Annotated in this window: 26 protein-coding genes and 1 pseudogene; 17 read left to right on the top strand and 10 right to left on the bottom strand. The window is 48.2% G+C overall.

The features are described 5' to 3' along the window. Positions 1–176: 176 nt before the first annotated feature. A complete protein-coding gene (locus tag OGY10_RS10005) occupies positions 177–686 on the top strand; it encodes a hypothetical protein (protein WP_286576709.1) in 510 nt (169 codons plus the stop codon). Between the two features lie 344 nt (positions 687–1,030). Here OGY10_RS10005 and OGY10_RS10010 read toward each other — a convergent pair whose 3' ends face one another. From OGY10_RS10010 to rluE, 7 genes are all read right to left on the bottom strand, one after another. Then, complete coding sequence (locus OGY10_RS10010; protein ID WP_286576711.1) at positions 1,031–1,699, bottom strand: SOS response-associated peptidase; 669 nt, start codon at positions 1,697–1,699, stop codon at positions 1,031–1,033. Positions 1,700–2,168: 469 nt separating this feature from the next. After that, entirely contained in the window at positions 2,169–3,539 is a 1,371-nt protein-coding gene (gene purB, locus OGY10_RS10015; RefSeq protein WP_032943086.1) for an adenylosuccinate lyase, read from the bottom strand. 3 nt (positions 3,540–3,542) lie between these two features. Beyond that, positions 3,543–4,184, bottom strand: coding sequence for a high frequency lysogenization protein HflD (gene hflD / locus OGY10_RS10020; RefSeq protein WP_003832401.1), 642 nt, complete (start codon positions 4,182–4,184; stop codon positions 3,543–3,545). Between the two features lie 34 nt (positions 4,185–4,218). Further along, positions 4,219–5,325 carry a tRNA 2-thiouridine(34) synthase MnmA gene (gene mnmA, locus OGY10_RS10025; RefSeq protein WP_191226120.1) on the bottom strand — a complete coding sequence of 369 codons (1,107 nt, stop codon included), beginning with the start codon at positions 5,323–5,325 and terminating at the stop codon, positions 4,219–4,221. Positions 5,326–5,378: 53 nt separating this feature from the next. Further along, the gene (locus OGY10_RS10030) at positions 5,379–5,840 is read right to left on the bottom strand and encodes an NUDIX hydrolase (protein ID WP_008784446.1); all 462 of its coding nucleotides are present in this window, start codon (positions 5,838–5,840) and stop codon (positions 5,379–5,381) included. Positions 5,841–5,849: 9 nt separating this feature from the next. After that, a complete protein-coding gene (locus tag OGY10_RS10035; RefSeq protein WP_191226119.1) occupies positions 5,850–6,779 on the bottom strand; it encodes a hypothetical protein in 930 nt (309 codons plus the stop codon). A 44-nt stretch (positions 6,780–6,823) separates the two neighbouring features. After that, entirely contained in the window at positions 6,824–7,447 is a 624-nt protein-coding gene (gene rluE, locus OGY10_RS10040; RefSeq protein WP_191226118.1) for a 23S rRNA pseudouridine(2457) synthase RluE, read from the bottom strand. A gap of 202 nt (positions 7,448–7,649) precedes the next feature. On the opposite strand from rluE, the gene icd reads away from it, so the two are divergent. The 3 genes from icd (at position 7,650) to OGY10_RS10055 (ending at position 10,173) form a co-directional block, all read left to right on the top strand. After that, a complete protein-coding gene (gene icd, locus OGY10_RS10045) occupies positions 7,650–8,900 on the top strand; it encodes an NADP-dependent isocitrate dehydrogenase (protein ID WP_003030769.1) in 1,251 nt (416 codons plus the stop codon). A gap of 522 nt (positions 8,901–9,422) precedes the next feature. Further along, complete coding sequence (locus OGY10_RS10050; RefSeq protein ID WP_060683735.1) at positions 9,423–9,908, top strand: outer membrane beta-barrel protein; 486 nt, start codon at positions 9,423–9,425, stop codon at positions 9,906–9,908. A gap of 10 nt (positions 9,909–9,918) precedes the next feature. Then, on the top strand, positions 9,919–10,173 hold the full coding sequence (locus OGY10_RS10055) for a hypothetical protein (RefSeq protein ID WP_060682337.1): 255 nt from the start codon (positions 9,919–9,921) through the stop codon (positions 10,171–10,173). Positions 10,174–10,233: 60 nt separating this feature from the next. On the opposite strand, the pseudogene OGY10_RS10060 reads toward OGY10_RS10055, so the two are convergent. Together OGY10_RS10060 and OGY10_RS10065 are read right to left on the bottom strand one after the other, a co-directional pair. Continuing rightward, a pseudogene (locus OGY10_RS10060) lies at positions 10,234–10,356 on the bottom strand (cytochrome b); the annotation flags it as partial. 84 nt (positions 10,357–10,440) lie between these two features. Then, the gene (locus OGY10_RS10065) at positions 10,441–10,713 is read right to left on the bottom strand and encodes a hypothetical protein (protein ID WP_003832409.1); all 273 of its coding nucleotides are present in this window, start codon (positions 10,711–10,713) and stop codon (positions 10,441–10,443) included. Between the two features lie 241 nt (positions 10,714–10,954). Between OGY10_RS10065 and pdeG the strand changes: the two genes are divergently transcribed. Both pdeG and OGY10_RS10075 read left to right on the top strand, forming a co-directional pair. Continuing rightward, the gene (gene pdeG, locus OGY10_RS10070) at positions 10,955–12,478 is read left to right on the top strand and encodes a cyclic di-3',5'-guanosine monophosphate phosphodiesterase PdeG (RefSeq protein ID WP_191226117.1); all 1,524 of its coding nucleotides are present in this window, start codon (positions 10,955–10,957) and stop codon (positions 12,476–12,478) included. A 169-nt stretch (positions 12,479–12,647) separates the two neighbouring features. Next, complete coding sequence (locus tag OGY10_RS10075; RefSeq protein WP_008784499.1) at positions 12,648–12,845, top strand: hypothetical protein; 198 nt, start codon at positions 12,648–12,650, stop codon at positions 12,843–12,845. Between the two features lie 116 nt (positions 12,846–12,961). Here the strand turns inward: OGY10_RS10075 and OGY10_RS10080 are convergent, their stop codons facing one another. Then, positions 12,962–15,049, bottom strand: coding sequence for a TonB-dependent receptor (locus OGY10_RS10080; protein WP_003832414.1), 2,088 nt, complete (start codon positions 15,047–15,049; stop codon positions 12,962–12,964). 396 nt (positions 15,050–15,445) lie between these two features. Here OGY10_RS10080 and OGY10_RS10085 point away from each other — a divergent pair, with 396 nt between their 5' ends. The 11 genes from OGY10_RS10085 (at position 15,446) to OGY10_RS10135 (ending at position 23,840) form a co-directional block, all read left to right on the top strand. Continuing rightward, complete coding sequence (locus tag OGY10_RS10085; RefSeq protein WP_191226116.1) at positions 15,446–17,068, top strand: ABC transporter substrate-binding protein; 1,623 nt, start codon at positions 15,446–15,448, stop codon at positions 17,066–17,068. Then, positions 17,068–18,042: an ABC transporter permease gene (locus OGY10_RS10090; protein ID WP_071444754.1), complete on the top strand. Its 975-nt coding sequence runs from the start codon at positions 17,068–17,070 to the stop codon at positions 18,040–18,042. The genes OGY10_RS10085 and OGY10_RS10090 overlap by 1 nt, the downstream gene beginning before the upstream one ends. Further along, the gene (locus OGY10_RS10095) at positions 18,032–18,844 is read left to right on the top strand and encodes an ABC transporter permease (protein WP_008784503.1); all 813 of its coding nucleotides are present in this window, start codon (positions 18,032–18,034) and stop codon (positions 18,842–18,844) included. The genes OGY10_RS10090 and OGY10_RS10095 overlap by 11 nt, the downstream gene beginning before the upstream one ends. Next, positions 18,838–19,632, top strand: coding sequence for an ATP-binding cassette domain-containing protein (locus OGY10_RS10100; protein ID WP_100272597.1), 795 nt, complete (start codon positions 18,838–18,840; stop codon positions 19,630–19,632). The genes OGY10_RS10095 and OGY10_RS10100 overlap by 7 nt, the downstream gene beginning before the upstream one ends. Further along, the gene (locus OGY10_RS10105; RefSeq protein WP_008784505.1) at positions 19,616–20,203 is read left to right on the top strand and encodes an ATP-binding cassette domain-containing protein; all 588 of its coding nucleotides are present in this window, start codon (positions 19,616–19,618) and stop codon (positions 20,201–20,203) included. The genes OGY10_RS10100 and OGY10_RS10105 overlap by 17 nt, the downstream gene beginning before the upstream one ends. Positions 20,204–20,234: 31 nt before the next feature. Then, positions 20,235–20,750: a phospholipase D family nuclease gene (locus OGY10_RS10110; protein ID WP_057068589.1), complete on the top strand. Its 516-nt coding sequence runs from the start codon at positions 20,235–20,237 to the stop codon at positions 20,748–20,750. 77 nt (positions 20,751–20,827) lie between these two features. After that, the gene (gene zinT / locus OGY10_RS10115; protein WP_003832427.1) at positions 20,828–21,478 is read left to right on the top strand and encodes a metal-binding protein ZinT; all 651 of its coding nucleotides are present in this window, start codon (positions 20,828–20,830) and stop codon (positions 21,476–21,478) included. Positions 21,479–21,617: 139 nt separating this feature from the next. After that, positions 21,618–22,256: a leucine efflux protein LeuE gene (gene leuE, locus OGY10_RS10120; RefSeq protein WP_003832429.1), complete on the top strand. Its 639-nt coding sequence runs from the start codon at positions 21,618–21,620 to the stop codon at positions 22,254–22,256. Between the two features lie 173 nt (positions 22,257–22,429). Further along, a complete protein-coding gene (gene yeaR, locus OGY10_RS10125) occupies positions 22,430–22,792 on the top strand; it encodes a DUF1971 domain-containing protein YeaR (protein WP_003030735.1) in 363 nt (120 codons plus the stop codon). A 3-nt stretch (positions 22,793–22,795) separates the two neighbouring features. Then, the gene (locus tag OGY10_RS10130) at positions 22,796–22,978 is read left to right on the top strand and encodes a DUF1869 domain-containing protein (RefSeq protein ID WP_003832433.1); all 183 of its coding nucleotides are present in this window, start codon (positions 22,796–22,798) and stop codon (positions 22,976–22,978) included. A 217-nt stretch (positions 22,979–23,195) separates the two neighbouring features. After that, a complete protein-coding gene (locus tag OGY10_RS10135) occupies positions 23,196–23,840 on the top strand; it encodes a hypothetical protein (protein ID WP_008784508.1) in 645 nt (214 codons plus the stop codon). Positions 23,841–23,866: the final 26 nt, after the last annotated feature.

Genomic DNA, 23,866 nt, shown 5'->3' on the forward strand with positions numbered 1-23,866 from the left:
GGGGTGAGAAAACCACGATCGCCCCGCAGATGACAGATATGATGATTTCGAATAACTCCCTCTGGGACATTTAAATACGCTCTCGGGACAACCTTAATTGATGCAATCATACACAGAATTTCGAATCTCCTTAACTTTGTGTTAAATTCCAAGGGTGAGTATAATTGGAGGCCTTTATGAAAATTGATTATGACGTTAATCTTTACAAAGAAATTGCAAATTTTAGTGTAAATAAAGTAGTTCAAGTGTCTAATAGAAAAGGGAAGAAAACCACGATCCATATCACAAATATAACGCAACTTCCGTGGCAAAGTTTGCAATTACTAGTATCCAGTGGTTCAGATAGGTTTAGTAAAATGGTATTTCTCTACCGAGAGTATTCCATGCAGGAACAGATTGCTGAGTCAGTTATTAGAGGTAAACCTTTTTCTTCGAATGAAAATAAGGAAATCAACGAGTACATAAAAATTTATCGAGAGCATGGTTGCACGAAACACCACGAAGTTAACGAAATTATAACCCAAAATAAATTGTGGGATAATTTCAAAACTATTCGTTCGTTAAACGATCATGGTGATTTCAAAGAAATCAAAGGCATTCAACCGCAATATTTTGAAATTGTTTGCAATATTCTTAAAATTTCAGGAGATAACGGCTTACCACTTGATGGCTATCAAAAGTATTAAAGCAGATAATGGGGCTGATGCAGGCTATACGAAAACGCATAATCCTCTTAGAATTCCTATGTGTGTGGACTAGATTCCCCTTAAAGTGAACTTCAGCTCCTCGCTCATAGCGGACCTCAGCGGCAGTAAAAGCTTTATCATCGAGTTTTGCCAGTAGTTGTAGCGTGTTGAATGTGCCGGCGGAAAAACTTGGATTCTTGGCGAAAACGCTTCCCCAAAACTAAAATCAAAGTTTAGATAATCAATGAGTTGTAAAAGATAGCTACTAGATATTTTGAAAGTAGAAAACATGATAATTTTAATTATATCAAAGGGTTGCTATGATTTGACGATATAGTGCTGCGTCATATTGGCTGGATTAACTGTGAGCCCTGATTTTTCACATTCCCAACGGCACGTGTCACGGCGTGCCATATAAATTTATCAGCCGGCATGGAACCGTCGGTCGCAATTTCCGCAGCTTCTTTCCCTCCAATCTCCTGCCTCATCCATTTGCGAGCGGCTTCTGGTGACAGTACCAGTGGCCGCCTGTCGTGAATATCTACCAGTCCTTTGTCGGCAGCAGTCGTCACTATCAGGAATCCTTCAGCTTCATTTCCACGTTCAAATGGTGTGCTGCCGATCGCCGCCATGAATATCGGCTGGCCATCGGCTCGATGAATGAAGTAGGGCTGCTTTTTGTCACCTTCCTTTTTCCATTCGTACCAGCCATCAGCAAAGCAAATTGCGCGACCATGTTGCCAGAGTGGTTTAAACATTCTGCTGGTAGCCGCAGTTTCAGAGCGTGCATTAATTAGCGGTGATTTATCCCACCACCCGGGGGCGTATCCCCAGATAACTGGATCAAGATGAAGTTTCTCGTCACGTTCGCTCAGCAGCAGAACTTTGGTGCCTGGCGCCACGTTGAATCGTCCGATCGGTTCCGGGTCATATGGGATATCACGTTCAGCTTCTTCAGCGAGCAGGGCGAGATAGTCCTCGCGTGTCATTGACTGTGAAAAGCGTCCACACATAGAAACCTCCAGCCAACTGTCAGACTGAAAGTATAGGATATTGAGTAGAACGATAGGATTTGAAGCTCCACACCACCAATATTCCATTATGGGTTTTAGCTTCCCGAGGTTGCTAAATGGCCGATAGACCCCTACCCATTTTTACTTTTTTGGGGGCAAATTTGGGGGCAAAAATCAGTTTGGGGCATGATTTGGGGCGATGAAATGGCTTATATTGCCCGTAATTGTCCAAGGCGATTTTTTATTAACTGATTGATTTTATGATAATTAACTGTATTTGCTGAATATACAAAATCAATTTTATAGTCTAACGCTGATTATGTGGCTGTGGGGATAAACATTTAATAAACCGGGGGGAAGGGATAATCTCGCAGGCAATAAAAAAGCCGGAAACGCTGATGCATTCCGGCTTACTACGATATGAACGAAATACCGGAACAGGTGCAAGCGCGCTCCGGCATCAAACAGATTACTTCAGTTCATCAACCATGGTGATGGCGCGACCAATATAATTGGCAGGCGTCATTGCTTTCAGGCGAGTTTTCTCTTCTTCCGGCAGCGCCAGACTGTCGATAAACTGCTTCATACCTTCGGCGTCAACGCGCTTACCGCGGGTCAGTTCTTTCAGCTTCTCGTACGGCTTCTCAATACCGTAGCGACGCATCACGGTCTGAATCGGCTCTGCCAGAACTTCCCAGTTATGATCCAGTTCATCCAGCAGATGATCGCGGTTCACTTCCAGTTTGCTCACGCCCTTCAGCGTGGACTGATACGCGATCAGCGCATAGCCAATACCTACGCCCAGGTTACGCAGAACGGTAGAGTCAGTCAGGTCACGCTGCCAGCGGGAGACCGGCAGTTTGCTTGCCAGATGCTGCAGTACCGCGTTAGACAGACCCAGGTTACCCTCGGAATTTTCGAAATCAATGGGGTTAACTTTGTGCGGCATGGTGGAAGAGCCGATTTCACCCGCGATGGTTTTCTGTTTAAAATGGTTCAGCGCCACGTAACCCCAGACATCGCGGTCAAAGTCAATCAGGATGGTGTTGAAACGGGCGATGCAGTCAAACAGCTCGGCAATGTAGTCGTGCGGCTCAATCTGCGTGGTGTACGGATTCCACTGGATGCCCAGCGAGGTGACAAACTCTTCGCTGAACTGATGCCAGTCAACTTCCGGGTAAGCAGCGATGTGGGCATTATAGTTACCGACTGCACCATTGATCTTACCAAGAATTTCAACCTGGTTGAGCTGACGATACTGACGCTCCATACGGTAAGCCACGTTAGCCATTTCTTTGCCTAGCGTAGACGGGGTGGCTGGCTGACCGTGGGTACGGGAGAGCAGAGGAATATCGCGATACTGTACAGACAGATCTTTCACCGCGTCGATAAGCTTACGCCAGTACGGCAGAACCACTTCGTCGCGTGCGGTTTTCAGCATCAGCGCGTGAGACAGGTTGTTGATGTCTTCTGAGGTACACGCAAAGTGGATAAATTCGGAAACAGCATGCAGTTCCGGGATATCCGCCACTTTCTCTTTCAGGAAATACTCAACTGCCTTCACATCATGGTTGGTCGTACGCTCAATGGTTTTGATGCGCGCAGCATCTTCTTCATTGAAGTTAGCGACGATCGCATCAAGGAAACCGATTGCGTCGGCAGCAAAAGCAGGAACTTCCTTGATCGCTGCGTGCGCGGCCAGTTTTTGCAGCCAGCGTACTTCAACCTGTACACGGAATTTCAGCAAACCGTATTCGCTGAAAATCCCGCGCAGCGCGCTGACTTTATCGCCGTAGCGTCCATCGACAGGGGAAACGGCGGTCAGTGAGGATAATTCCATAGATCACAACTCCGGGGTTAAATGAGCAAGAATTTGTTTTGCCTGAGTCGTCAGGCGATTACGAGAAAACATGAGTTGCAGACGGCCTCCACCAACCTGATGCCAGAGCACGGCAGCACGGATGCCAGCCAGCAGCGAAGCGCGTACTTTAGCCTGTACTTGTGGGCTCTGAAGGATGGCCGGGGAACCCGTGACCTGAATACGCGGGCCGAGTGGGCTGATGACGTCAACATAAATGCCAGCCATCGCACTCATCAACGTTTCTGACTGCAAATCAAAATGGTCCAGCTGGCGCTGCAAGCCGCTAATACGGTCTCCCAGCGTGTCCATAGCGCCCTTGGCCGCTGACAGCTTACGCTCCAGCACCATCAGGCTTAGCGTATAGCGGGTGAGTTCCGCGTTCAGTCCCTGACGACTACTGGCGTTCAGCACGCCAAGCAGCGTTTCTAGGCCAAGACGCAGGTTGGCTTCGCTGCCGCCAAACACGCCCAGCGTAGAGCTGGGATTCATGTCGATGACACTGTTCAGTGAAACGTGTAATGCATCGGCATCACAATGCCCCTGGTGCGCCAGTTCCTGCACCAGGCGTGCCGACTGACAAATGCCTGCCAGGGCGAGGGTGATGTCATAATAATTCTTTGCCACGTTCACTGCTTCCTTGTATCAAATGTGTAAGTAATTATACCGGCAGAGGCAATCGTTGTTCGATAATGCCGCCGCCGAGGCACACTTCGCCATTGTAAAAAACAGCCGACTGGCCCGGCGTGACCGCCGCGACTGGCTCGTCGAAAATGACTTCAATACGCTCAGCATCCAGTGCCTTAACGGTGCACGGAATGTCGGTCTGACGATAGCGGGTTTTCACCGTACAGCGCATGGTGCCGGTGAACGGTTCGCGATCGACCCAATGCAGCTGTTGCGCCACCAGGCCAACGGACATCAGACGTGGATGTTCATGGCCCTGAGCGACAACCAGAATGTTGTTCTCAACGTCTTTATCCACCACATACCATGGATCTTCCGTCCCTTCTTTCGTACCCCCAATGCCCAGACCTTTACGTTGGCCCAAAGTGTGGTACATCAGTCCCTGGTGCTGGCCAATCTCTTCGCCGTCAACGGTGATGATTTTGCCTGGCTGAGCCGGCAGGTAGCGACCAAGAAATTCACGGAACTTACGTTCGCCGATGAAGCAGATGCCGGTGGAGTCTTTTTTCTTGGCCGTAATCAGACCAAGATCTTCGGCAATTTTACGCACCTGCGGTTTTTCCAGTTCGCCGACCGGGAACAGGCTTTGTGCGATTTGCTCATGGCCGAGCGTATAGAGGAAATAACTCTGGTCTTTATTGCTATCGAGCCCACGCAGCAGGCGGCTTTTGCCGTCGACATCCGCGCGACGCACGTAGTGACCGGTGGCGATGTAATCGGCACCTAAATCTTCGGCGGCAAACTCAAGGAAGGCTTTAAACTTAATTTCTTTATTGCACAGAATATCCGGGTTTGGCGTACGGCCCGCTTTGTACTCTTCAAGGAAAAGTTCAAAGACGTTGTCCCAGTATTCTGCGGCAAAGTTGACGGTATGCAGTTCAATGCCGAGTTTGTCACAGACAGCCTGCGCATCCGCAAGGTCGGCGGCCGCTGTGCAGTATTCCTCGCCATCGTCCTCTTCCCAGTTCTTCATGAACAGGCCTTCTACCTGATAGCCCTGTTGTTGTAACAGCCAGGCAGAAACGGAGGAATCGACACCGCCGGACATGCCGACGATCACTTTTTTTGGGCTTTCAGACATAGGAATACTCACGACATTGAACTTCAAGGCGGCATATTCTAGCACGCAGCCCTTTACTTGACACCCTCTGTAAACGGCCAGTTAAATTCGCCGATCATGGCCAGTGGGTAGCGCTGTCCGCTCTGATAACAGCGAATACTCTCTGCAACCAACGGCGAACGCAGGTTTGGCGCAGAGAAAATCTCTTCTGCGCTGACCCAACGACAGCAATCTATATCGCTGTCATGGGGTTCTGTAGCGCACATATTGGCAAGCTCGATAGAGAAAAGAAAACGCAAAAAGGGCGTTCTGTCCGGCGCAATCCATTGATGCATACGAATGAAATGCTGCGGCTGCGCTTTAATGCCCGTTTCTTCCCACAGTTCGCGTGCTGCGGCTTGCACCAGCGTTTCATCGGCTTCCAGGTGTCCTGCTGGTTGATTCCACAAGGCTTTGCCATTGATCGTTTCTTCAACGACTAAGAATTTATCTTCTGCATGCACAATGCAGGCGACCGTGACGTGCGGTTTGAACATGTTTTCCCCTTATTCCTCAGCAAATCCTTCGGTAACATCTGGCCAGCTAATTTCGCCGCTGGCCTTGTCGATACTGATATAAGCCACGGGAGGTGACGTTTGTGGGTCGGCCCCTCCACGGCACAATGCGGTTTGATGATCCTCGCGCACGATAATCTCAATGGCCTTTTTAGCATTCCAGCTTTCATAAAAGATACATTGGTGGTCGTGACGTAGCCCAAGGGTGGCGACTCTCGTTGCTTTTTCTGTCGACAGCGGGTTGATGTCGTCGCGATAGTGGTCACCGCTGTTTATAGCCTGTAACTGCGACTTTTTTAACCAACTGCGTATAATTTGGCGATCGGTGGTGTAATAGACCGCTTCCATAAAATCATCGTTGGATTGTTCTTGTACAGAGACGAGGTCGCCGGGCACTAAAAATACGGACGGGCTGCGACACTGTTCGGTTGGCATCGCATAGAACCATGCGCGGGTGTCTCCTGTTACCTGATAGTGGTTTGTGGAGGAGGAGGGTAAGAACCCGCGCTGCGACATCGCTTTATTTGCCCATGTCTGGCAAGACGCGCTTACTGCAAGCGGACTGGATAACGGCGTTAATCCATTAACTGAGACCCAGCCGGTGGCGAAGGTTCCTTTAGCGTCCCGATAACGTACGTAACGATAAGGCTCATCTTTGGAAAGCATGCCCGTGCTTTTGTAGCGCTGTGAACTCCTGAGTACCTCGACGGTGTCGCCATTGACTATGAACGCGGGGAGTTGACACTCTGTTGCTGGTGCAGAATAGAAATGCAGGCGTGAGTCGGTTTTTACTTTGGCAGACTCATAAAGGTAGTTTGCCTCTCCTGCTGCTGTTCCGGCAATTGTCTCACAGTCCAGTTTTGCTGAACAAAACGGTGACACGCCGAGCAGGATGAATGCTGCAAAAAGCTGCTTATCCATTTTTTTTCATTCTTCCCTGTTAACACTCACGTTAAACCATACGGTTACGATTTCAGTTCCTGCCACTCGCCGTTAGCAAGATTTTCCAGCGTGTAATCCCCCATGGCATAGCGGATGAGGCGCAGCGTAGGAAATCCAACATGCGCTGTCATACGACGTACCTGACGGTTGCGACCTTCATATAAGGTAACTTTCAACCAACTGGTGGGAATGTTTTTCCGTTCCCGAATCGGCGGATTTCTCGGCCACAGCCATACGGGTTCCTCTACTACTTCAATGCCTGCGGGTAGAGTGGGGCCATCATTGAGCGTTACTCCGTTACGCAGGTCGTCCAGCGCTTCTGCTGTCGGCTCACCTTCAACCTGGACGTAATAAATTTTCCCGGTACGCTTACCGGGTTGCGTTAACCGTGCCTGCAGAGCGCCGTCATTGGTCAGCACCAAAAGCCCTTCGCTGTCCCGGTCGAGTCGGCCCGCCGCATAAATTCCCGGCACGGGAATAAAATCTTTTAACGTGCTTCTGCCAGCCTCGTCAGTAAATTGTGGCAAAACATCGTAGGGTTTATTGAACAAAACCACGCGTTTTGGCTGGTTTTCTTTACGCTGCTTAGTGACTTGTCGTGAGCTGAATCGCTCAACCCGGTGATTTCTAAAAGAAGTTTTTTGCATGGTATTTTCAGATTATATCAATTGCCGCATTATAGCCTAAGAACGAGTGTCTTTCATGGCGGCGAACAATAGGGTAGTATTGACACGCTCATTACAAATCATTAACAAAAAGTTGCTCTAACGCATCCGTGTAGCAGGACGCAAACGCACATGCAGCGTGATGACAGACGAGCAGAACCAGAAGCGCTCGAAGGAGAGGTGAATGGAAAGCAAAGTAGTTGTTCCGGCGGAAGGTAAGAAGATCACCCTGCAAAACGGCAAACTCAACGTTCCTGAAAATCCGATTATCCCGTTCATTGAAGGCGACGGTATCGGCGTTGATGTAACCCCACCGATGATCAAAGTTGTCGATGCTGCTGTCGAGAAAGCCTATAAAGGCGAGCGTAAAATCTCCTGGATGGAAATCTACACCGGCGAGAAATCCACTCAGGTTTATGGCCAGGACGTCTGGCTGCCTGCTGAAACCTTAGATCTGATTCGTGAATATCGTGTTGCCATTAAAGGCCCTCTGACCACCCCTGTTGGCGGCGGTATTCGCTCTCTGAACGTAGCTCTGCGTCAGGAACTTGACCTGTATGTCTGCCTGCGTCCGGTGCGTTATTATCAGGGCACACCAAGCCCGGTTAAACACCCTGAACTGACCGACATGGTCATCTTCCGCGAAAACTCCGAAGACATCTACGCGGGTATTGAGTGGAAAGCTGACTCTGCCGATGCTGAGAAAGTGATTAAATTCCTGCGCGAAGAGATGGGCGTGAAGAAAATCCGCTTCCCGGAACATTGCGGCATTGGTATCAAACCGTGTTCTGAAGAAGGGACTAAACGTCTGGTGCGTGCAGCGATTGAATACGCCATCGCCAACGATCGTGATTCAGTTACCCTGGTACACAAAGGCAACATCATGAAGTTCACCGAAGGCGCGTTCAAAGACTGGGGTTACCAGTTAGCGCGTGAAGAATTCGGTGGTGAACTGATCGACGGCGGTCCATGGGTGAAAATCAAGAACCCGAAAACCGGTAAAGAGATCGTGGTTAAGGACGTTATCGCCGATGCGTTCCTGCAACAGATCCTGCTGCGCCCGGCTGAGTATGACGTGATTGCCTGTATGAACCTGAACGGTGACTACATCTCCGATGCGCTGGCCGCACAGGTGGGTGGTATTGGTATCGCGCCGGGTGCAAACATTGGTGACGAATGCGCTCTGTTCGAAGCAACCCACGGTACTGCACCGAAGTATGCAGGTCAGGATAAAGTGAACCCAGGTTCCATCATTCTGTCTGCTGAAATGATGTTACGCCACATGGGTTGGGTCGAAGCGGCTGACCTGATTGTTAAAGGTATGGAAGGCGCGATTAACGCCAAGACCGTAACCTATGACTTCGAACGTCTGATGGACGGCGCTAAGCTACTGAAATGTTCAGAGTTTGGTGACGCGATCATCGAAAACATGTAATCCAGACCTTGGGTTGTATGAGAACGGGAGCCGAGAGGTTCCCGTTTTTTTTACCTGCAAAATGCTTTCCTGGCGCTCATACTATTAAACTCATTTAAATAACACTGAAGATCAAATTTTTATCTTTGCCATTACAATTTTATTTTTTGATAAAAAATATCCATGGCTGTCAATATTTCTTTATTTAACTCTATTCGGGTATGAGAACTAACTATAATTGAGTGGTGTTTGTATCTTATTGATTATCAGATGGGAAATAATCATTTTAACAATAAGGAAAATATCGGAAATATGTAAAAGGAAGAAGCGTTTTAAGATTTTTTACTCTAATTTTAAATCCATTTTTATCAGTGTGTTATGATAGTTGATTATTCTGAATATTAGTAATGTCCAAAAAAGAACATTTTCTCCGATTGATGTTTTTTTACCTTTCTGTTTTTCTGTTGGCAACATGCTTGAGAAATAAAACTCAAAGCATGATTCCTTATTATGTGTGTTACTTACTATTAGTTGATGATGAAAATGGTTATTAAAATGCTAAGTTTAAAAACAGGTTTAGTGGCTGTTACATTATGTTTTGCTATGACAGTTTATGCAGGAGAAAGCGTAGTCACCGGCGGTTATGTACATACCCGGACAGATGGACAGAACCTTAATGGTTTTAACGCTAAATATGGTTATACCCCAGATGAGAGTGATTTTGGTGTTATGACATCCTTAACCATTTCAGCAAATGACGATAATGATATAGATCGTGGTTATGGTTCTGCATTAGTCGGCGCAAGTTATAAAGTAAATGATGTGGTAAAACCTTATGTAATGGCGGGTATTGGGAGAGGTGCGATCAAAGCTAATGGTGAAACTGACACTTCTACAGGTTTTGCCTATGGCGCTGGTATTCAGTTTACCCCCATTGCAGGTTTCACTGTTGATGCAGGCTATGAAGGTTCTAAGGTCTTTGGCGCACAAGCTAATAGTATTGTAGTCGGCGCCGGCTGGACATTCTAAGGTTATTTATATGAATAAATTAATGATAATATTGGTTGCGTTTTCTGCTGTTTCCTTGATGTCTGGTTGTGTATCAGAAGAACAACGCTTAGCAAAGTGCGAAGCGAAGGGAATTAGCCGTGATGTTTGTTATCACGAAGAAAAAGAATATTGGAATAATTACAGTGCTAATATGAGTCGACTGCAGGCGGCTAATACACAAGCGGATGCTTTCAAAGAGGCTATGAGTGATCACAAGAAACATAAGCATTATGATGACGATTAATATTTAAGAACATGCACATACGGTCTTGAGTGCTTATGTTCTTGATATTTTAATCATCTATTAATTATTCAAATGGTTATGCTCAGGCATCACTCTCAAAAGCGTATTATCCTTCTGTATATAGTGATGAAATAATGCAGCGCCGGCATGGGCTGCAATTAGAAAGTAGCAGATATCGGCGAACTGACTTCCCCCAAAGCCAGAGTTTTTTTTGATAACCATGGCCTTACTTTGGTTTGAGAAAAACGCTTCGTCTGCTGTGTGCGATCATTCTTTTGATGAAAGTTTGTACGGAAATACATGCAGAGCGTTGGCTGCGATGGGATAAACGCCCAGGCCTTCTGTTCTGGCTTTGATTTCCTCGAAAGAGAGTGAAGGGGAGGGTTCTCGTCCGCCCCACAGATTAATGCCTTCAGGAACATCGTCCCGGCTGTACTCCTCGGCGATCTCGATGGTTCCGCCACTATTCAATTCGATGACAACGCTTTTTCCGTCAACAGGAATCAGGTGCCCGTCATTGTCAGTGATAAAGATTTTCATTTGATTACCTCTTATTAGTGCATTCCTATGATAGCAAAATTGGATGAGGTGCAACGCCGGTTTTGTACTGCAAATTTCAGTAATGATTTTATCAATAAATTAGTAAGTTACGTTGTTATTGAGGAAATGTGACTGGGCGCATGGCGGCTTTTGTTTCTGTCTACCATGCTCTGTAGATATAAATTAGAACACGTCAATGCTCATCGCAACGACCGATCGGCTTTCACCACAGGATATGAGAATGCGCAAAGCACTTTTACCGGTAACTGCTGCGGTGTGTCTTTTTTTAATCGGTGTTTTTATTCTTAACATGCAGCTTTGGTATTCATCTTCGATGGAAAACCTCGGGGGGGCCAGATATGCCGCGAAAAATATGGATAACATACTTGATGAAGCTTTCCAGGCAACCCGTACCGCTATGAACATCGCTGAAAAAAAATGCGATTTGGAGGGGCAATACCAACTTGGAACCGAAGCTGCGCTCCGACCCCATTTGCGAACGCTGATCATTATTCGACAGGGGAAGGTTTGGTGTACATCTTTGCCGGGTAATCGGATATTACTTAAGCATATTCCCGTTATAGCTGATACTATTTTACAACTGACTCCCGCAAGCAATACCGAGAATGAAATACCTGTTCTGCTGTATCAAACACGTTTTCACATAGGCCGTATCATCGTCACCATAAGTGGCGTGCATATCCGAGGGGCAATGAATGTCCCGTTAGCGGGAGTAACGTACTCGTTGCTTGTGGGTGACGCAGCACTCGGTTTATTGGGCGATGTAAAAACCGTTACAACAAGCGCACGTGCGTCTGGTCAAGTTAATTCCGCAAAGTATCCGTTCAGTATTATTTATAATAAACCGCCACTGTTTAGTGCAAAAAGACTGGTTACACAGGGTTCAGGGATTCTGGTTTTTATCCTGTTAATGTCTTTTGCAGCCGCTTATGCCATTGATAAGTATCTGAACAAGAACGATACCCCTGAAGAAACGTTGCGCAGGGCGATAGTAAAAGGAGAGATCGTGCCTTTTTATCAACCTATCGTAAATGCTCGCGAGGGGACGTTACGCGGTGTTGAAGTGCTGGCCCGATGGAAACATCCAAAAGCCGGGTATATTTCTCCTGCATCCTTTATACCTGTAGCGGAAAAATCAGGCCTGATAGTGCCACTAACTCAAAGTCTGATGAGGCAGGTCGCTGCGAATATGAACGCCATTGCCAGCAAACTGCCATCCGGCTTCCATGTCGGCATTAACTTCAGCGCATCCCATATCACATCCCCTACATTCGTGCAGGAGTGCCTGCATTACAGGGATAGCTTTAACCGCGATGACCTCAATCTGGTAATCGAAGTTACTGAGCGCGAGCCGTTAGATGTGGATGAAGATCTTGTGCAGAGGCTCAATATCCTGCATGAGAATGGCTTTGTGATTGCGCTGGATGATTTTGGTACGGGCTATTCTGGGCTTTCTTATTTGCATGACCTGCACATTGATTACATTAAAATCGATCAGAGCTTTGTGGGAAGGGTAAATGAGCTTCCCGATTCAACCCGAATTTTGGATTGTGTTCTCGATTTGGCGCGCAAGCTGTCTTTAAGCATCGTTGCTGAAGGGGTTGAAACGAAGGCTCAGCTTGATTATCTCAACAAAAACAACATTGTTTTCCTGCAAGGGTACTATTTCTATAAACCAGTAACCTTCACTGAGTTCGTCATGATTCTGCTGTCAAAGCCTAAAGTGAAGGTTTTTGTCGAATAAATACAAGATAACCTAATTGATGAAAAGTGAGCATGAAATCTGCTTCGGTAGCAAAAATCCGACGATTATCTTTATCGTGAGGCAAATCTCGGATTCTGTTATTTAAAATCTATACCCTTATCGATGTGGTGGTTATTTGTGTTTTCATATACAGCAACTGGATAATGGTATGGCAGATATAACATTCGCGATGGAGCGTGATTCAAATCACAAAGCGGCGAAAAATAAGTTGGATGTGCGAAGCAAAGCGAAGAACACAAATCGCAATCAGCTTGCGATTGCCGCAGTCCTGTTTTTAGGCGGTATCGTCGGGATTATTGTTTTGGCATTATATCTAATGGTGCAGGAAGGGGTATTTCTGTATTAATTGTTTAAATATTCTTATATGTTAAAATAAGATGATGATTATATCTTGTGTCTTCTCTCAATAATATTCTGCTGGTCGGGGTATTAGTGTGCCCCGACCAACAGGATCTTATAAAATTAGAACTGATAATTTAAAGACACCCAGTAGTTACGACCAGGGTTTACGTATCCGGTAGTGGATTGTGCAGTCTGATAATAATCACCTGCGTAGGTACTATTACGCCCCACCTGGTACAATTTGACCTCACTAAAGTCTTTATCCAGCACGTTATTAACCGCCGTATTAAGGGTCAGATCTTTAGTCAGCTTATAAGACATCCCCATATCGACAACGGTCCAGGCTTTTAAATCAGCGCCTTTATCGTCATAGACGGCCTTTTGTACCGCGCTAAGGTTGTCGTAATTTTCGGTAAAGCGTGGGGCTTTGCCGCGATAACGTGCGCTGAGCCAGGCGTTCATATCTTCCGTTGCCTGCCAGTTCAGACGGGCGTTAGCCATATGTTTTGGGGTGTAACTTAATGGCGCGCCTTTATTGTCACCATCTTTTTGCTTGCTCTGAGTGTAGGTGTAGTTGAGAGATAGGGTCAGCACATCCGACCATAGAGGGAAGGTGCTGGCAAATTCAACGCCATCGGTCCTCGCCTTGCCGCTGTTGGTATAGCTGTTGGTATTATCATCGATAGAATATGAGACAATTTTATTTTTGTATTCGGTATAGAAGCCGGTAATGTTGGCGTTAAGCCCGGCGTCGTTCTCGTAATACAGCCCGGTTTCGTAGCTGATACTTTCCTCAGGTTTGAGGTCCGGGTTACCGACCGTATTCACCGTTCCCTGTGCGGTTACACCGCTGATCCCGTTATGCAACTGGCTTAGTGATGGTGCTTTATAACCTGTCGTTACGCCGCCTTTGAGCGTCCAGGCGTCGGAAACGTCCCAGACCATATAGGCACGCGGGCTGAGATGACCGCCAAAGACATCGTTATGCTCATAGCGTGTTCCTGCGGTTAAGGCCAGCGAGTCGAGAATATGCCATTCATCTTCCGCATAAGCTGCCCACGTTTTTTGATGGAACGTCTCGCCGGTATTGGCCAGTACCACACCATCTTTCATCCGTGCATCCCAGTATTCTCCGCCAAGGGTTAAGAGGTGTGAATCACCTAATGGCGTCAGCAGCACTGAGTCAAGAATGACGTTGGTGTTCTTCAGTTCACGCGCGTCACCGGCCCGGCCTGCGTTCTCTGGTGTGAGTGCGGAAGATACCAATTGCCGGCCTTTGTTTTCGGTTTCATTCCAGCCGAGGGAGGATTTCCAGGTGCCGAACGTTAAGGCTGTATCGTGGCCGAGGGTCACTTTGTTACGCTCATAGCGTAGCGTTTTATCATACCCCCCTGTCAGGTTACCCAACTGCCCGTCATCGTTGTCATAGCGCTGTCTCGCGGAGTCGAGATCTAACCACAGTGTATTGTTCTCATTGGTTTTCCAGTCGAGGCGCGTGCCAATATTATAGTTTTCCGATTCGGTAGGATAAGGTACGCGGGTGGAGGAGGTATCGCTGAGGGAGGTGACGCTGGAACCCTGACGCTGGGTTGTGCTCCCCCGAACCTGCATATCCAATACGCCCGCAATCAACGGGCCGCTTGACCAGAAGTTGGCGACCGTACTGTTACCCCATTTATTACTCTCTTGCAGGTTAACGCCGGTATTGATGGAAGTGCTCCATTTATCGGTGCTTTTTTTGGTGATGATATTCACCACGCCACCGATTGCGTCGGACCCATAAAGCGTCGACATCGGGCCGCGGATCACCTCAATATGATCGATCGCCGCCAGCGGGGGCATAAAGCTGGTATTCATGGCAGAGAAACCGTTTGGCGTTACGTCGCTGCTGCCGTTTTGACGAATACCGTCAATCAGGATCAAGGTATAGCTGGCAGGCATGCCACGGATGCTGATCTCCAGACCGCCGGTTTTACCGGTGCTGCTTTCAACATCTACCCCTTCAACAGAACGCAGGGCTTCACCTAAGTCATTATATTTATTGGTTTGTAACTCTTGCTGAGAAATAACAGAGACGCTGGCGGCGGCATTGGTGATTTTCTTTTCATAACCGGAAGCGGTTACCACCATGACATCTTCAGCAAATACCAGCGGGCTGGAAAATCCTAAACAGGACAGAACGACAGAGGCAACAGGTTTTAAACGCATAGTCAAACTTCCTTTGTTAAAAATTCAAAGGCAGTAAGATAATTGATGGAAATGATAATACAAATAATTATCATTACAAATTTGCATAACTTGTCACTTCTGTTGTTTTTCTTGAATAAATATACATAAATTGTCATGAGTTTTAGATAAGGAATTAGCAGGAAGGGCCAATAGTCCGCACAGGCAATTATTAGTTCGGGATTAATATTCCTGTGAATAAATGGCGAGGGATTAATCTATTTTCTGAGATTCACATCGTACTCATAACGGAGTATCAGAAAAAAGTATGATAATTTTAGAAAATCGTCATACTTTTCTGCGCCGCATCATTTTTTTCATCATTTCTGTCCGCCATAATCCCTTCCCCAGGAGACTGCTTAACGACGGTAAATCGTTATGCGGCATAAAAATAACGTAAATCTGGATAACATAATGATCAAAGGCAAGCTGGCACTGCTTACGTGCGCATTGACTCTCGCATTAACTTCACCACTTCTTGCCGCGCAAAATGCGAACGAAGGGCAGACGTTAAAACTGGCAATTGGCCCAGAACCAACGGAAGGGTTTGACCCGATGCTGGGCTGGAGTCATGGCAGCTATTTGCTTTTGCATGCACCATTATTAAAACAAAATGCAGATATGAGCTGGGGAAACCTGCTGACGGAAAAAGTAGAGACCAGCGCAGACGGCAAAACCTGGATATTGACGTTAAAACCTGACCTTAAATTCTCTGATGGTTCCCCGCTAACCGCTGAAGATGTGGTGTTCACCTATAACAAAGCAGCAAAAAGCGGCGGCAAAATCGACATGGGAAACTTCACCCATGCCAGCCTGAAAGATAACCGTACGGTAGAAATTACGCTGAATAGCCCACAGAGCACCTTTGTGAATGTGCTGGGTTCTTTGGGTATTGTTCCGGCGAAACGGTATGACGAAAAAACATTTGCCAAAAATCCGATTGGCGCAGGTCCTTATCGGCTGGTGAGTTTTCAGCCGGGACAGCAGTTGATCGTGGAGGCTAATCCCTGGTATGCCGGTAAGAAAAATGATTTCAGTAAGCTGGTGTTTGTCTTCCTTGATGAAGATAACGCTTATGCCGCAGCGCGCAGTGGCCAACTGGGACTCGTACGTATCGCGCCGTCGATGGCGGTCGCTCCTCAGCAGACAAATTTGAAACTTTGGGTACGCGATAGCGTGGAAAACCGGGGCATTGTGTTCCCGATGGTTCCTGCAGGTAAAAAAGATGCCAATGGCTATCCGATTGGGAACGATATCACTGCCGATGTTGCCATCAGGCGCGCCATCAACTATGCCATCGACCGTAAGCAGCTTGCCGATCAGGTCATGGAGGGTCATGCGATTCCTGCGTATAGCGCAGTGCAGGGGCTGCCATGGCAGGGGCAATCCGTTGCGTTCAAAGATGGTGATAGCGAAAAAGCACGTACGATTCTGGAAGAAGCCGGCTGGAAGGTAGGTAAAGATGGCGTGCGAGTGAAAGACGGCAAAGAGGCTCGACTGACTTTATGGTACGCCAGCGGTGACAGTACGCGCCGGGATTTAGCCGAAGCTGTTCGCGCAATGCTGGAGCCGGTGGGTATTCAGATCTCGCTGCAATCAGGAAGCTGGGAAACCGTTGAACGTCACATGCATGCGAACCCGACGTTATTTGGTTGGGGAAGCTTGGATCCGATGGAGCTTTTCCATCATTACAGTAATCAGGCCGCGGGCGTGGAATATTACAACCCAGGCTATTACAGCAATCCTGTTGTTGAACAGCACCTTAAACAGGCTATCGACGCCCCAGACTGGCAAAAGGCGTTGCCTTTCTGGCAACAGGTGGAGTGGGATGGTAAGCAAGGGGCTGGCGTGCAGGGCGATGCTGCCTGGGCATGGCTGCTGAATATTCAGCATACCTACCTGGCAAATCCGTGTATTGATTTAGGCAAAGGCGCACCGGAGATTCACGGTAGCTGGTCACTGCTCAATAATCTGGACGAATGGACCTGGACCTGCCGTTGATGAAGTCTGTTGTGGGCCATTTTCTACGGCTGATAGTGTTATTAGTGCTGGTTGCGGCTGGCACTTTTGTGCTGCTCAGCTTTTCTCCGGTCGATCCGATTCGTGCTTATATCGGCAACGATCTCCTGCATGTGCCGCCGGAGCAATATGCACGCATTGCTGCTCGCTGGGGATTGGACCAGCCGCTATGGGAGCGTTTTGGTCACTGGTTTGTTCGTGTATTGCAGGGCGATCTCGGCTATTCCATGTTGTTTAATGCGCCGGTTGCCAGCGTGATCAAGGAACGCTTTTCCACCTCGTTTGCGCTGCTTGGCGGCGCGTGGCTACTCTCCGGCATATTGGGAACGGCAATGGGGTTTGTCGCGGGTCGCTACCTGAATCGCTGGCCGGACAAAGCAATCTGTCGCCTCAGCTATCTGCTTTCTTCGCTGCCGACCTTCTGGATTGGCATGTTGCTGCTGGCGCTATTTGCCGTGCGCTGGCCGGTATTTCCGGTCTGCTGCGCGTGGGAGCCGGGCAACAGCGGCGATATGGTGACGCTGACCGAGCGTCTGCGTCATCTGGTGCTTCCCGTTTGCGCGCTCAGTTTGTTGGGACTGGGGCAAATTACGCTTCACACGCGGGAAAGCATCGCCAGCGTAATGAAAAGCGAATTTGTCCGTTTTGCGCGTTCCCAGGGAGATAAAGGCTGGTCACTGTTACGCCATCAGGTTCTGCGTCATGCAATTACGCCTGCGCTGTGTTTGCAGTTTGCCTCACTGGGAGAACTGTTGGGAGGTGCACTATTGGCCGAAAAAGTCTTTGCTTATCCAGGACTGGGGCAGGCCACCATTGATGCCGGGTTACGCGGCGATCTGCCGTTACTGATGGGGATTGTGTTGTTCAGTACCGTACTGGTGTTCATTGGCAACTCGCTGTCTACCTGGCTTGTCCGAATGTTGAACCGTGCTCTGGAGCGACCTGATGCTCTATAACCCGACGCCGACGCTAATTCGTCTTTTGTTCTCTTTTAGCTGCCTGTTATTCATTGCAGTGTATGGTGCCGCAATGCTGGATAACCCGTTGAGCGTTAATCTGCTTGCCCGTCATCTTCCACCTGATGCGATGTACTGGTTTGGCACCGATAACCTCGGTCGCGATCTGTGGATCCGTTGTTTTCAGGGGGCACTAACCAGTCTGCAAATTGGTATTGGTGCGGCGTTGTGCAGCGGTTTCATTGCGTTAATGATGGCGGCGGTTTCGCGCATACATCCGCGTCTGGATGTGCTTATGCGTCTAATTACTGATGCCATGCTATCGATGCCGCATCTGCTGTTGCTTATTTTGATCTGTTTTACGCTGGGTGGTGGGAAAAACGGGGTAATCATGGCGGTTGCACTAACGCACTGGCCGCGTCTGGCGCTGATCCTGCGTGCTGAAGCGCAGCGCGTGGCCCACAGTGACTATCTGACGTTGACCTGGCGTCTGGGACACGGCCATTTTTACTGCTGGCGGCATCACTATCTACCGGCGTTATTACCCCAGTGGCTAACGGGAACATTGCTGATGTTTCCCCACGCGGTGTTGCACAGCGCGGCGTTAAGCTTCCTCGGTTTTGGACTGGCGCCGCATGAACCGTCACTGGGCCTGCTGCTGGCGGATGCGCTGCGGTTTATCAGTCATGGTGACTGGTGGTTAGTGCTGTTTCCAGGACTGATGCTGTTCAGTCTGGTGATGTTATTCGATCAGCTCGCAAGGGCGGTGCATCGTTTGTGGTTACGAGGTGACGCATGTTGAGTTTAAGGCAGGTCTCGCTGGACGTGGCGCGTTATCGCTGGTACGGCGCGAAAAACTGGTCTTCGCTGTTGCAGGATATCTCTTTCGACGTAGCGCCTGGTCAGATGGTGGCGCTAGTTGGAGGAAGTGGAGAAGGTAAAAGCCTGTTGCTGCAATGCCTACTCGATCTCTTACCAGACAATTTGCGTTTCAACGGCGTTATTACCCTGGAAGGTAAAACGCTGGGCAGTGATGATATTCGCAAATGTCGTGGCAATACCTTCAGCTACGTCCCGCAAGGTATTCAGGCACTTAACCCGCTGCTCTCGATTGAAAAGCATCTGCGCAGGGCATGCCAGCTTTCTGACCAGCAATGGAATGCCGGAAAAATTGAACGATTGCTCCAGCGTAGCCGACTGGAAAGTCGCGTATTAGATGCTTTTCCGCGTCAGCTTTCAGGCGGTATGGCAAAACGTGTTCTGGCTTGTCATGCGTCTCTGAGTCAGGCTCGCTATATTCTGGCGGATGAAATTACCGCCTGGCTTGATGCACCTCTCGCTAATCAACTGCTTGAACAGTTGCGTGAGCAATGTGAGCAAGGGGCTGGCGTTTTATGGGTAACACATGACCTCACGCTGGCGGCCCGCCATGCGGATCGTATTGTCGCACTGCATCAGGGAAGGGTGTCGGATAACGTCAGCCGGGAACAGCTGTTACGCGGAGAGATTAGCGAACACCTACAACGACAATGGCGGGCGCTGCCTGAAAGAAATCAACTTTTTGGAGAGCGCGATGCTGTGCTGTCGTGATGTAACAATCCGTCAGGGGGAAAAGGTTCTGTGGCAAAATCTGACCTTTTCTCTACGCCCTGGAGAACGTATTGGGATTTGTGCGCCCAGTGGAACTGGTAAAACGACGCTGGGACGCGTGCTGGCGGGCTGGCAGAAACCAACTTCCGGTGACATTCTGATTGATGACCAACCGTTGCCGATGCACCAGTATTGTCCGGTGCAACTGGTGCCACAGCATCCAGAATTAACTTTTAACCCCCGACGCAGCACCGGTGATGCGGTGCATGATGCATGGCGACCGGATGCTGCAATGCTTACCCGTCTTCACATCAATCCAGAGTGGTTAACCCGCCGTCCCGGACAACTTTCTGGTGGTGAACTGGCGCGAATTGCTTTACTTCGCGCGCTGGACCCGCGGACACGTTTTCTTATTGCCGATGAAATTACAGCCCAGCTTGATCCTTCTATTCAACGGGATATCTGGGCGCTGCTGCTTGAAGAATCTCAGCGTCGACCATTGGGTATGCTCATTATCAGTCATCAGCAGGCGCTGCTTGATCAGATCTGCACGCGAGCGCTACTCTCTTAGGTCTCTTTCGCATTTCAGGCAAATAACTAACGTGATCGTAAAAACTATCGCTGTGGCTGCGCTAATGTACGGGGCGGGTGCTTTTGCAGCTCATGCTTCCATTCAGGTGGGTTTTTCACCGGAAGGGTCGGCTCGGGCTTTAGTGCTGGATTCAATTAAGCATGCGCAGCACAGCATCGATATGATGGCTTATTCATTTCAGTCTGCAGATATTGTTCAGGCCCTGGTAAACGCTGAAAAGAGAGGTGTAGTGGTTCGGGCTGTTATCGATAAGAAACGAAACCAGGGCAAGGTTAGCCAGAAGGCCATCGCTTTTGCTGCCGCGAATGGGGTTGATGTGCAACTGGATGGTCACTACCACATCCAGCATGACAAGGTAATGATTATTGATGGCGACACGCTGGAAACCGGTTCGTTCAACTTTGCCAAATCCGCAGAATTTGCCAACTCTGAAAATGTGTTAGTTATTCGTGACGAACCTGCCGTTGTTGCGCAGTATCAGGCCCATTTTGACAGCCGTTGGAAAATCGCGCACCAGAGCGGTTAAATGCTTCACAACGTCGTTGATTTGAATGTGATGTTATATTATAACAATTCACTCGCAAATGATTTGAGGGTGAAATTTTGGCTATTCGTTTTAAGAAACTAACAATCGCTCTGGGGATGCTTTTAGTCAGTAGTTCGGTTCTGGCGCATGGTCATCATTCCCATGGTGCGCCAATGAGTGAAGCAGAACAAAAGGCGTCGGAAGGGGTATTTGATGACAACCAGGTGCAGAACAGGGCGCTGACCGACTGGGATGGCATGTGGCAATCTGTTTATCCGTATCTGGTCAGCGGCGAACTTGATCCAGTATTCAAAAAGAAAGCGGAGAAAGATAAAAGCAAAACGGCAGAACAAATCAAAGCGTATTACCGTACAGGCTATGCAACCAACGTAGACACTATCGGTATTGAAAATGGCGTGATGGAGTTTCATACCGGGAATCAGGTTGCATCATGTAAATACGACTACGCCGGATATAAGATCCTGAATTATAAATCAGGCAAGAAAGGTGTACGGTATCTGTTTGAGTGTAAAGCTGCTGACAGCAAAGCGCCTAAATATGTGCAATTTAGCGATCATATTATCGCGCCGCGTAAATCGAGCCACTTCCATATCTTTATGGGAAATACCTCGCAGGCAGCCTTGCTTGAAGAGATGGAAAACTGGCCTACCTACTACCCTTATCAGTTGAAGGGAGAAGAGGTTGTGGATGAGATGCTGCACCATTAATCCGGACTAACCTTATCTGTACACACCCGTCACCAGTGGCGGGTTTTTTAATTCATAACCTTCTCTTTCCATCACCCGATGCATTCGTTAGCATATTGTATCGCAGCAAGTGCATGTGTTTTTTCAGGAAGAGGTTAACGTGTTCGCAGAGTATGGAGTTCTGAATTACTGGACGTATCTGGTGGGAGCCATTTTTATCGTGTTGGTACCGGGGCCAAATACGATATTTGTGTTGAAGAACAGCGTCGGTCGGGGAGTGAAGGGTGGTTATCTCGCCGCAAGCGGTGTGTTTATCGGTGATGCCGTGTTGATGTTTTTGGCCTATGCTGGTGTTGCCGCATTGATCAAAACAACGCCCGTTTTGTTCAACATCGTTCGCTATCTTGGCGCGTTTTATCTGCTGTACCTCGGTGCGAAGATCCTGTATGCGACACTGAAATCGAAAGCAAGCGACGCCGCACCTGAGGAAGTCCCGTTTGGCGCTATTTTTAAGCGTGCATTAATTCTGAGCCTGACGAATCCCAAAGCTATTTTGTTTTATGTTTCGTTCTTTGTGCAGTTTATTGATGTCAATGCACCGCACTCAGGGCTGTCATTCTTTATTTTGGCCATTACGCTTGAAGTAGTGAGCTTTTTCTATCTGAGCTTCCTTATTTTCTCCGGCGCGTTCGTGACGCAGTATATTCGCACGAAGAAAAAACTGGCTAAAGTGGGTAATTCCCTAATCGGCCTGATTTTCGTTGGTTTTGCCGCTCGTCTGGCCACGCTTCAGTCGTGATGCCATTGGCCCGCTGGTTGCGGCGGGCCTTCAATATGACGCTTTGCTTTTCAGTTGTAATTGTAGGGTTATAACCAATAAATGGTATTTTAAATGTATATTTTGAGGCGTACCCTGTGTACAGCAGCGATTCAATAAGACTCGCTGGTTGTCGACTGGAAAAGGGAAGAAAAATGCTTCAAATTCCACAGAATCATATCCATACACGCTCTACACCATTCTGGAACAAAGAAACTGCGCCTGCCGGAATTTTCGAACGCCACCTTGATAAAGGAACTCGTGCCGGGGTTTATCCACGACTTTCTGTTATGCAGGGGGCGGTCAAATATCTCGGATACGCCGATGAACACAGTCCGGAGCCAGTAGAGGTGATGGTTATTGAAGCCGGTCAGTTTGGCGTTTTTCCGCCGGAAAAATGGCATAACATCGAAGTGATGACCGACGACACTTACTTTAATATCGATTTTTTCGTTGCCCCGGAAGTTCTGATGGAGAGTGCAAATCAACGAAAAGTCGTGCGCACCGGCAAGGAGTAAATCATGGGCAAAGCAACCTATACCGTAACCGTGACCAATAACAGTAACGGCGTTTCTGTTGATTATGAAACAGAAGCGCCGATGACATTACTGGTGCCGGATGTGGCAGCAGAAGTGGTCAAAGACTTGGTCAATACCGTTCGTTCGTACGATACCGAGAATGAGCATGAAGTCTGCGGATGGTAGGCGTTAAATACTCTTACTGATTGAATACACAGAATTTTAATGTACTAACCGCACAGCGTTTTGACGGCGCCGTGCGGTTTTTTTATTTGTGTTGAACGTAGTGATGTCCGAAAAAGATTCCTTAAGAATACCTTAAGAAATCCGCATTGAATGCTAATTGTCGATCATTCACAGGCGTTATGATCGCAAAAAAGTAACAATACAGAACATCGCGCTTATGAAACTGAATACCCAAATTACATTCCCCACACTTATTCTAGGACTGGTCATTGTGGCGATTCCGTTCACCGCGAACTGGAATCTTCCGCTGCTTAACGGCACTGTCGTCAGATGGATCGAAAATGGGCAGGCGCTATGGCTACTGTTTGGTGCGGTATTTACCCTTGGCTATATCCGGCCTTTATCACGCCCTGAAGGAGAGAAGCAATTTTGGCTTTGGGCAGCCGTGTGGTGGTTGGTATTGCTGGGGAGAAGCACCAGTTGGGGCCGTGACTATTTCCCTGAGCATCCTAAACTCCTTTTCAGAGCCATCTCCGTCGTATTAATTGCCATGATTATTCTGCCGGTGCTGTTGTCGAAGCGTTTACGCCTGGATATTGTCCGACGCCTACGTAATGAACCGTTACCTGTCTGGATGCTGGCGATTACCGCCTGCGCATTTTTGATTTCCGATACGGTAGAGCATCATCGTCTGCTGGCTCCCATCTTCCTGCACAATGCCCATTATGGCGATCTGATTGAAGAACTGTATGAACTACCGTTTATGGCGGGATTGTTCCTGATGAACCTTGGCTTTATGCAGCGGGATAAGCAGGAGGAAACTGCCTCCATCCGCTTCAGCGAACCTCACCTGGTAAAGTAATGAGATAAGACCTGAGTCTGGGTAAC

The sequence above is a fragment of the Citrobacter sp. Cpo148 genome (assembly GCF_030332375.1).
Taxonomy (GTDB): domain Bacteria; phylum Pseudomonadota; class Gammaproteobacteria; order Enterobacterales; family Enterobacteriaceae; genus Citrobacter; species Citrobacter portucalensis.

Excerpts from the sequence above, each read along its gene's own strand:
- OGY10_RS10005 (WP_286576709.1), top strand. The coding sequence starts at position 177 with ATGAAAATTGATTATGACGTTAATCTTTACAAAGAAATTGCAAATTTT.
- OGY10_RS10010 (WP_286576711.1), bottom strand. The coding sequence starts at position 1,699 with ATGTGTGGACGCTTTTCACAGTCAATGACACGCGAGGACTATCTCGCC.
- purB (WP_032943086.1), bottom strand. The coding sequence starts at position 3,539 with ATGGAATTATCCTCACTGACCGCCGTTTCCCCTGTCGATGGACGCTAC.
- mnmA (WP_191226120.1), bottom strand. The coding sequence starts at position 5,325 with ATGTCTGAAAGCCCAAAAAAAGTGATCGTCGGCATGTCCGGCGGTGTC.
- OGY10_RS10030 (WP_008784446.1), bottom strand. The coding sequence starts at position 5,840 with ATGTTCAAACCGCACGTCACGGTCGCCTGCATTGTGCATGCAGAAGAT.
- OGY10_RS10035 (WP_191226119.1), bottom strand. The coding sequence starts at position 6,779 with ATGGATAAGCAGCTTTTTGCAGCATTCATCCTGCTCGGCGTGTCACCG.
- rluE (WP_191226118.1), bottom strand. The coding sequence starts at position 7,447 with ATGCAAAAAACTTCTTTTAGAAATCACCGGGTTGAGCGATTCAGCTCA.
- icd (WP_003030769.1), top strand. The coding sequence starts at position 7,650 with ATGGAAAGCAAAGTAGTTGTTCCGGCGGAAGGTAAGAAGATCACCCTG.
- OGY10_RS10050 (WP_060683735.1), top strand. The coding sequence starts at position 9,423 with ATGGTTATTAAAATGCTAAGTTTAAAAACAGGTTTAGTGGCTGTTACA.
- OGY10_RS10055 (WP_060682337.1), top strand. The coding sequence starts at position 9,919 with ATGAATAAATTAATGATAATATTGGTTGCGTTTTCTGCTGTTTCCTTG.
- OGY10_RS10065 (WP_003832409.1), bottom strand. The coding sequence starts at position 10,713 with ATGAAAATCTTTATCACTGACAATGACGGGCACCTGATTCCTGTTGAC.
- pdeG (WP_191226117.1), top strand. The coding sequence starts at position 10,955 with ATGCGCAAAGCACTTTTACCGGTAACTGCTGCGGTGTGTCTTTTTTTA.
- OGY10_RS10075 (WP_008784499.1), top strand. The coding sequence starts at position 12,648 with ATGGCAGATATAACATTCGCGATGGAGCGTGATTCAAATCACAAAGCG.
- OGY10_RS10080 (WP_003832414.1), bottom strand. The coding sequence starts at position 15,049 with ATGCGTTTAAAACCTGTTGCCTCTGTCGTTCTGTCCTGTTTAGGATTT.
- OGY10_RS10085 (WP_191226116.1), top strand. The coding sequence starts at position 15,446 with ATGCGGCATAAAAATAACGTAAATCTGGATAACATAATGATCAAAGGC.
- OGY10_RS10090 (WP_071444754.1), top strand. The coding sequence starts at position 17,068 with ATGAAGTCTGTTGTGGGCCATTTTCTACGGCTGATAGTGTTATTAGTG.
- OGY10_RS10095 (WP_008784503.1), top strand. The coding sequence starts at position 18,032 with ATGCTCTATAACCCGACGCCGACGCTAATTCGTCTTTTGTTCTCTTTT.
- OGY10_RS10100 (WP_100272597.1), top strand. The coding sequence starts at position 18,838 with ATGTTGAGTTTAAGGCAGGTCTCGCTGGACGTGGCGCGTTATCGCTGG.
- OGY10_RS10105 (WP_008784505.1), top strand. The coding sequence starts at position 19,616 with ATGCTGTGCTGTCGTGATGTAACAATCCGTCAGGGGGAAAAGGTTCTG.
- yeaR (WP_003030735.1), top strand. The coding sequence starts at position 22,430 with ATGCTTCAAATTCCACAGAATCATATCCATACACGCTCTACACCATTC.
- OGY10_RS10130 (WP_003832433.1), top strand. The coding sequence starts at position 22,796 with ATGGGCAAAGCAACCTATACCGTAACCGTGACCAATAACAGTAACGGC.
- OGY10_RS10135 (WP_008784508.1), top strand. The coding sequence starts at position 23,196 with ATGAAACTGAATACCCAAATTACATTCCCCACACTTATTCTAGGACTG.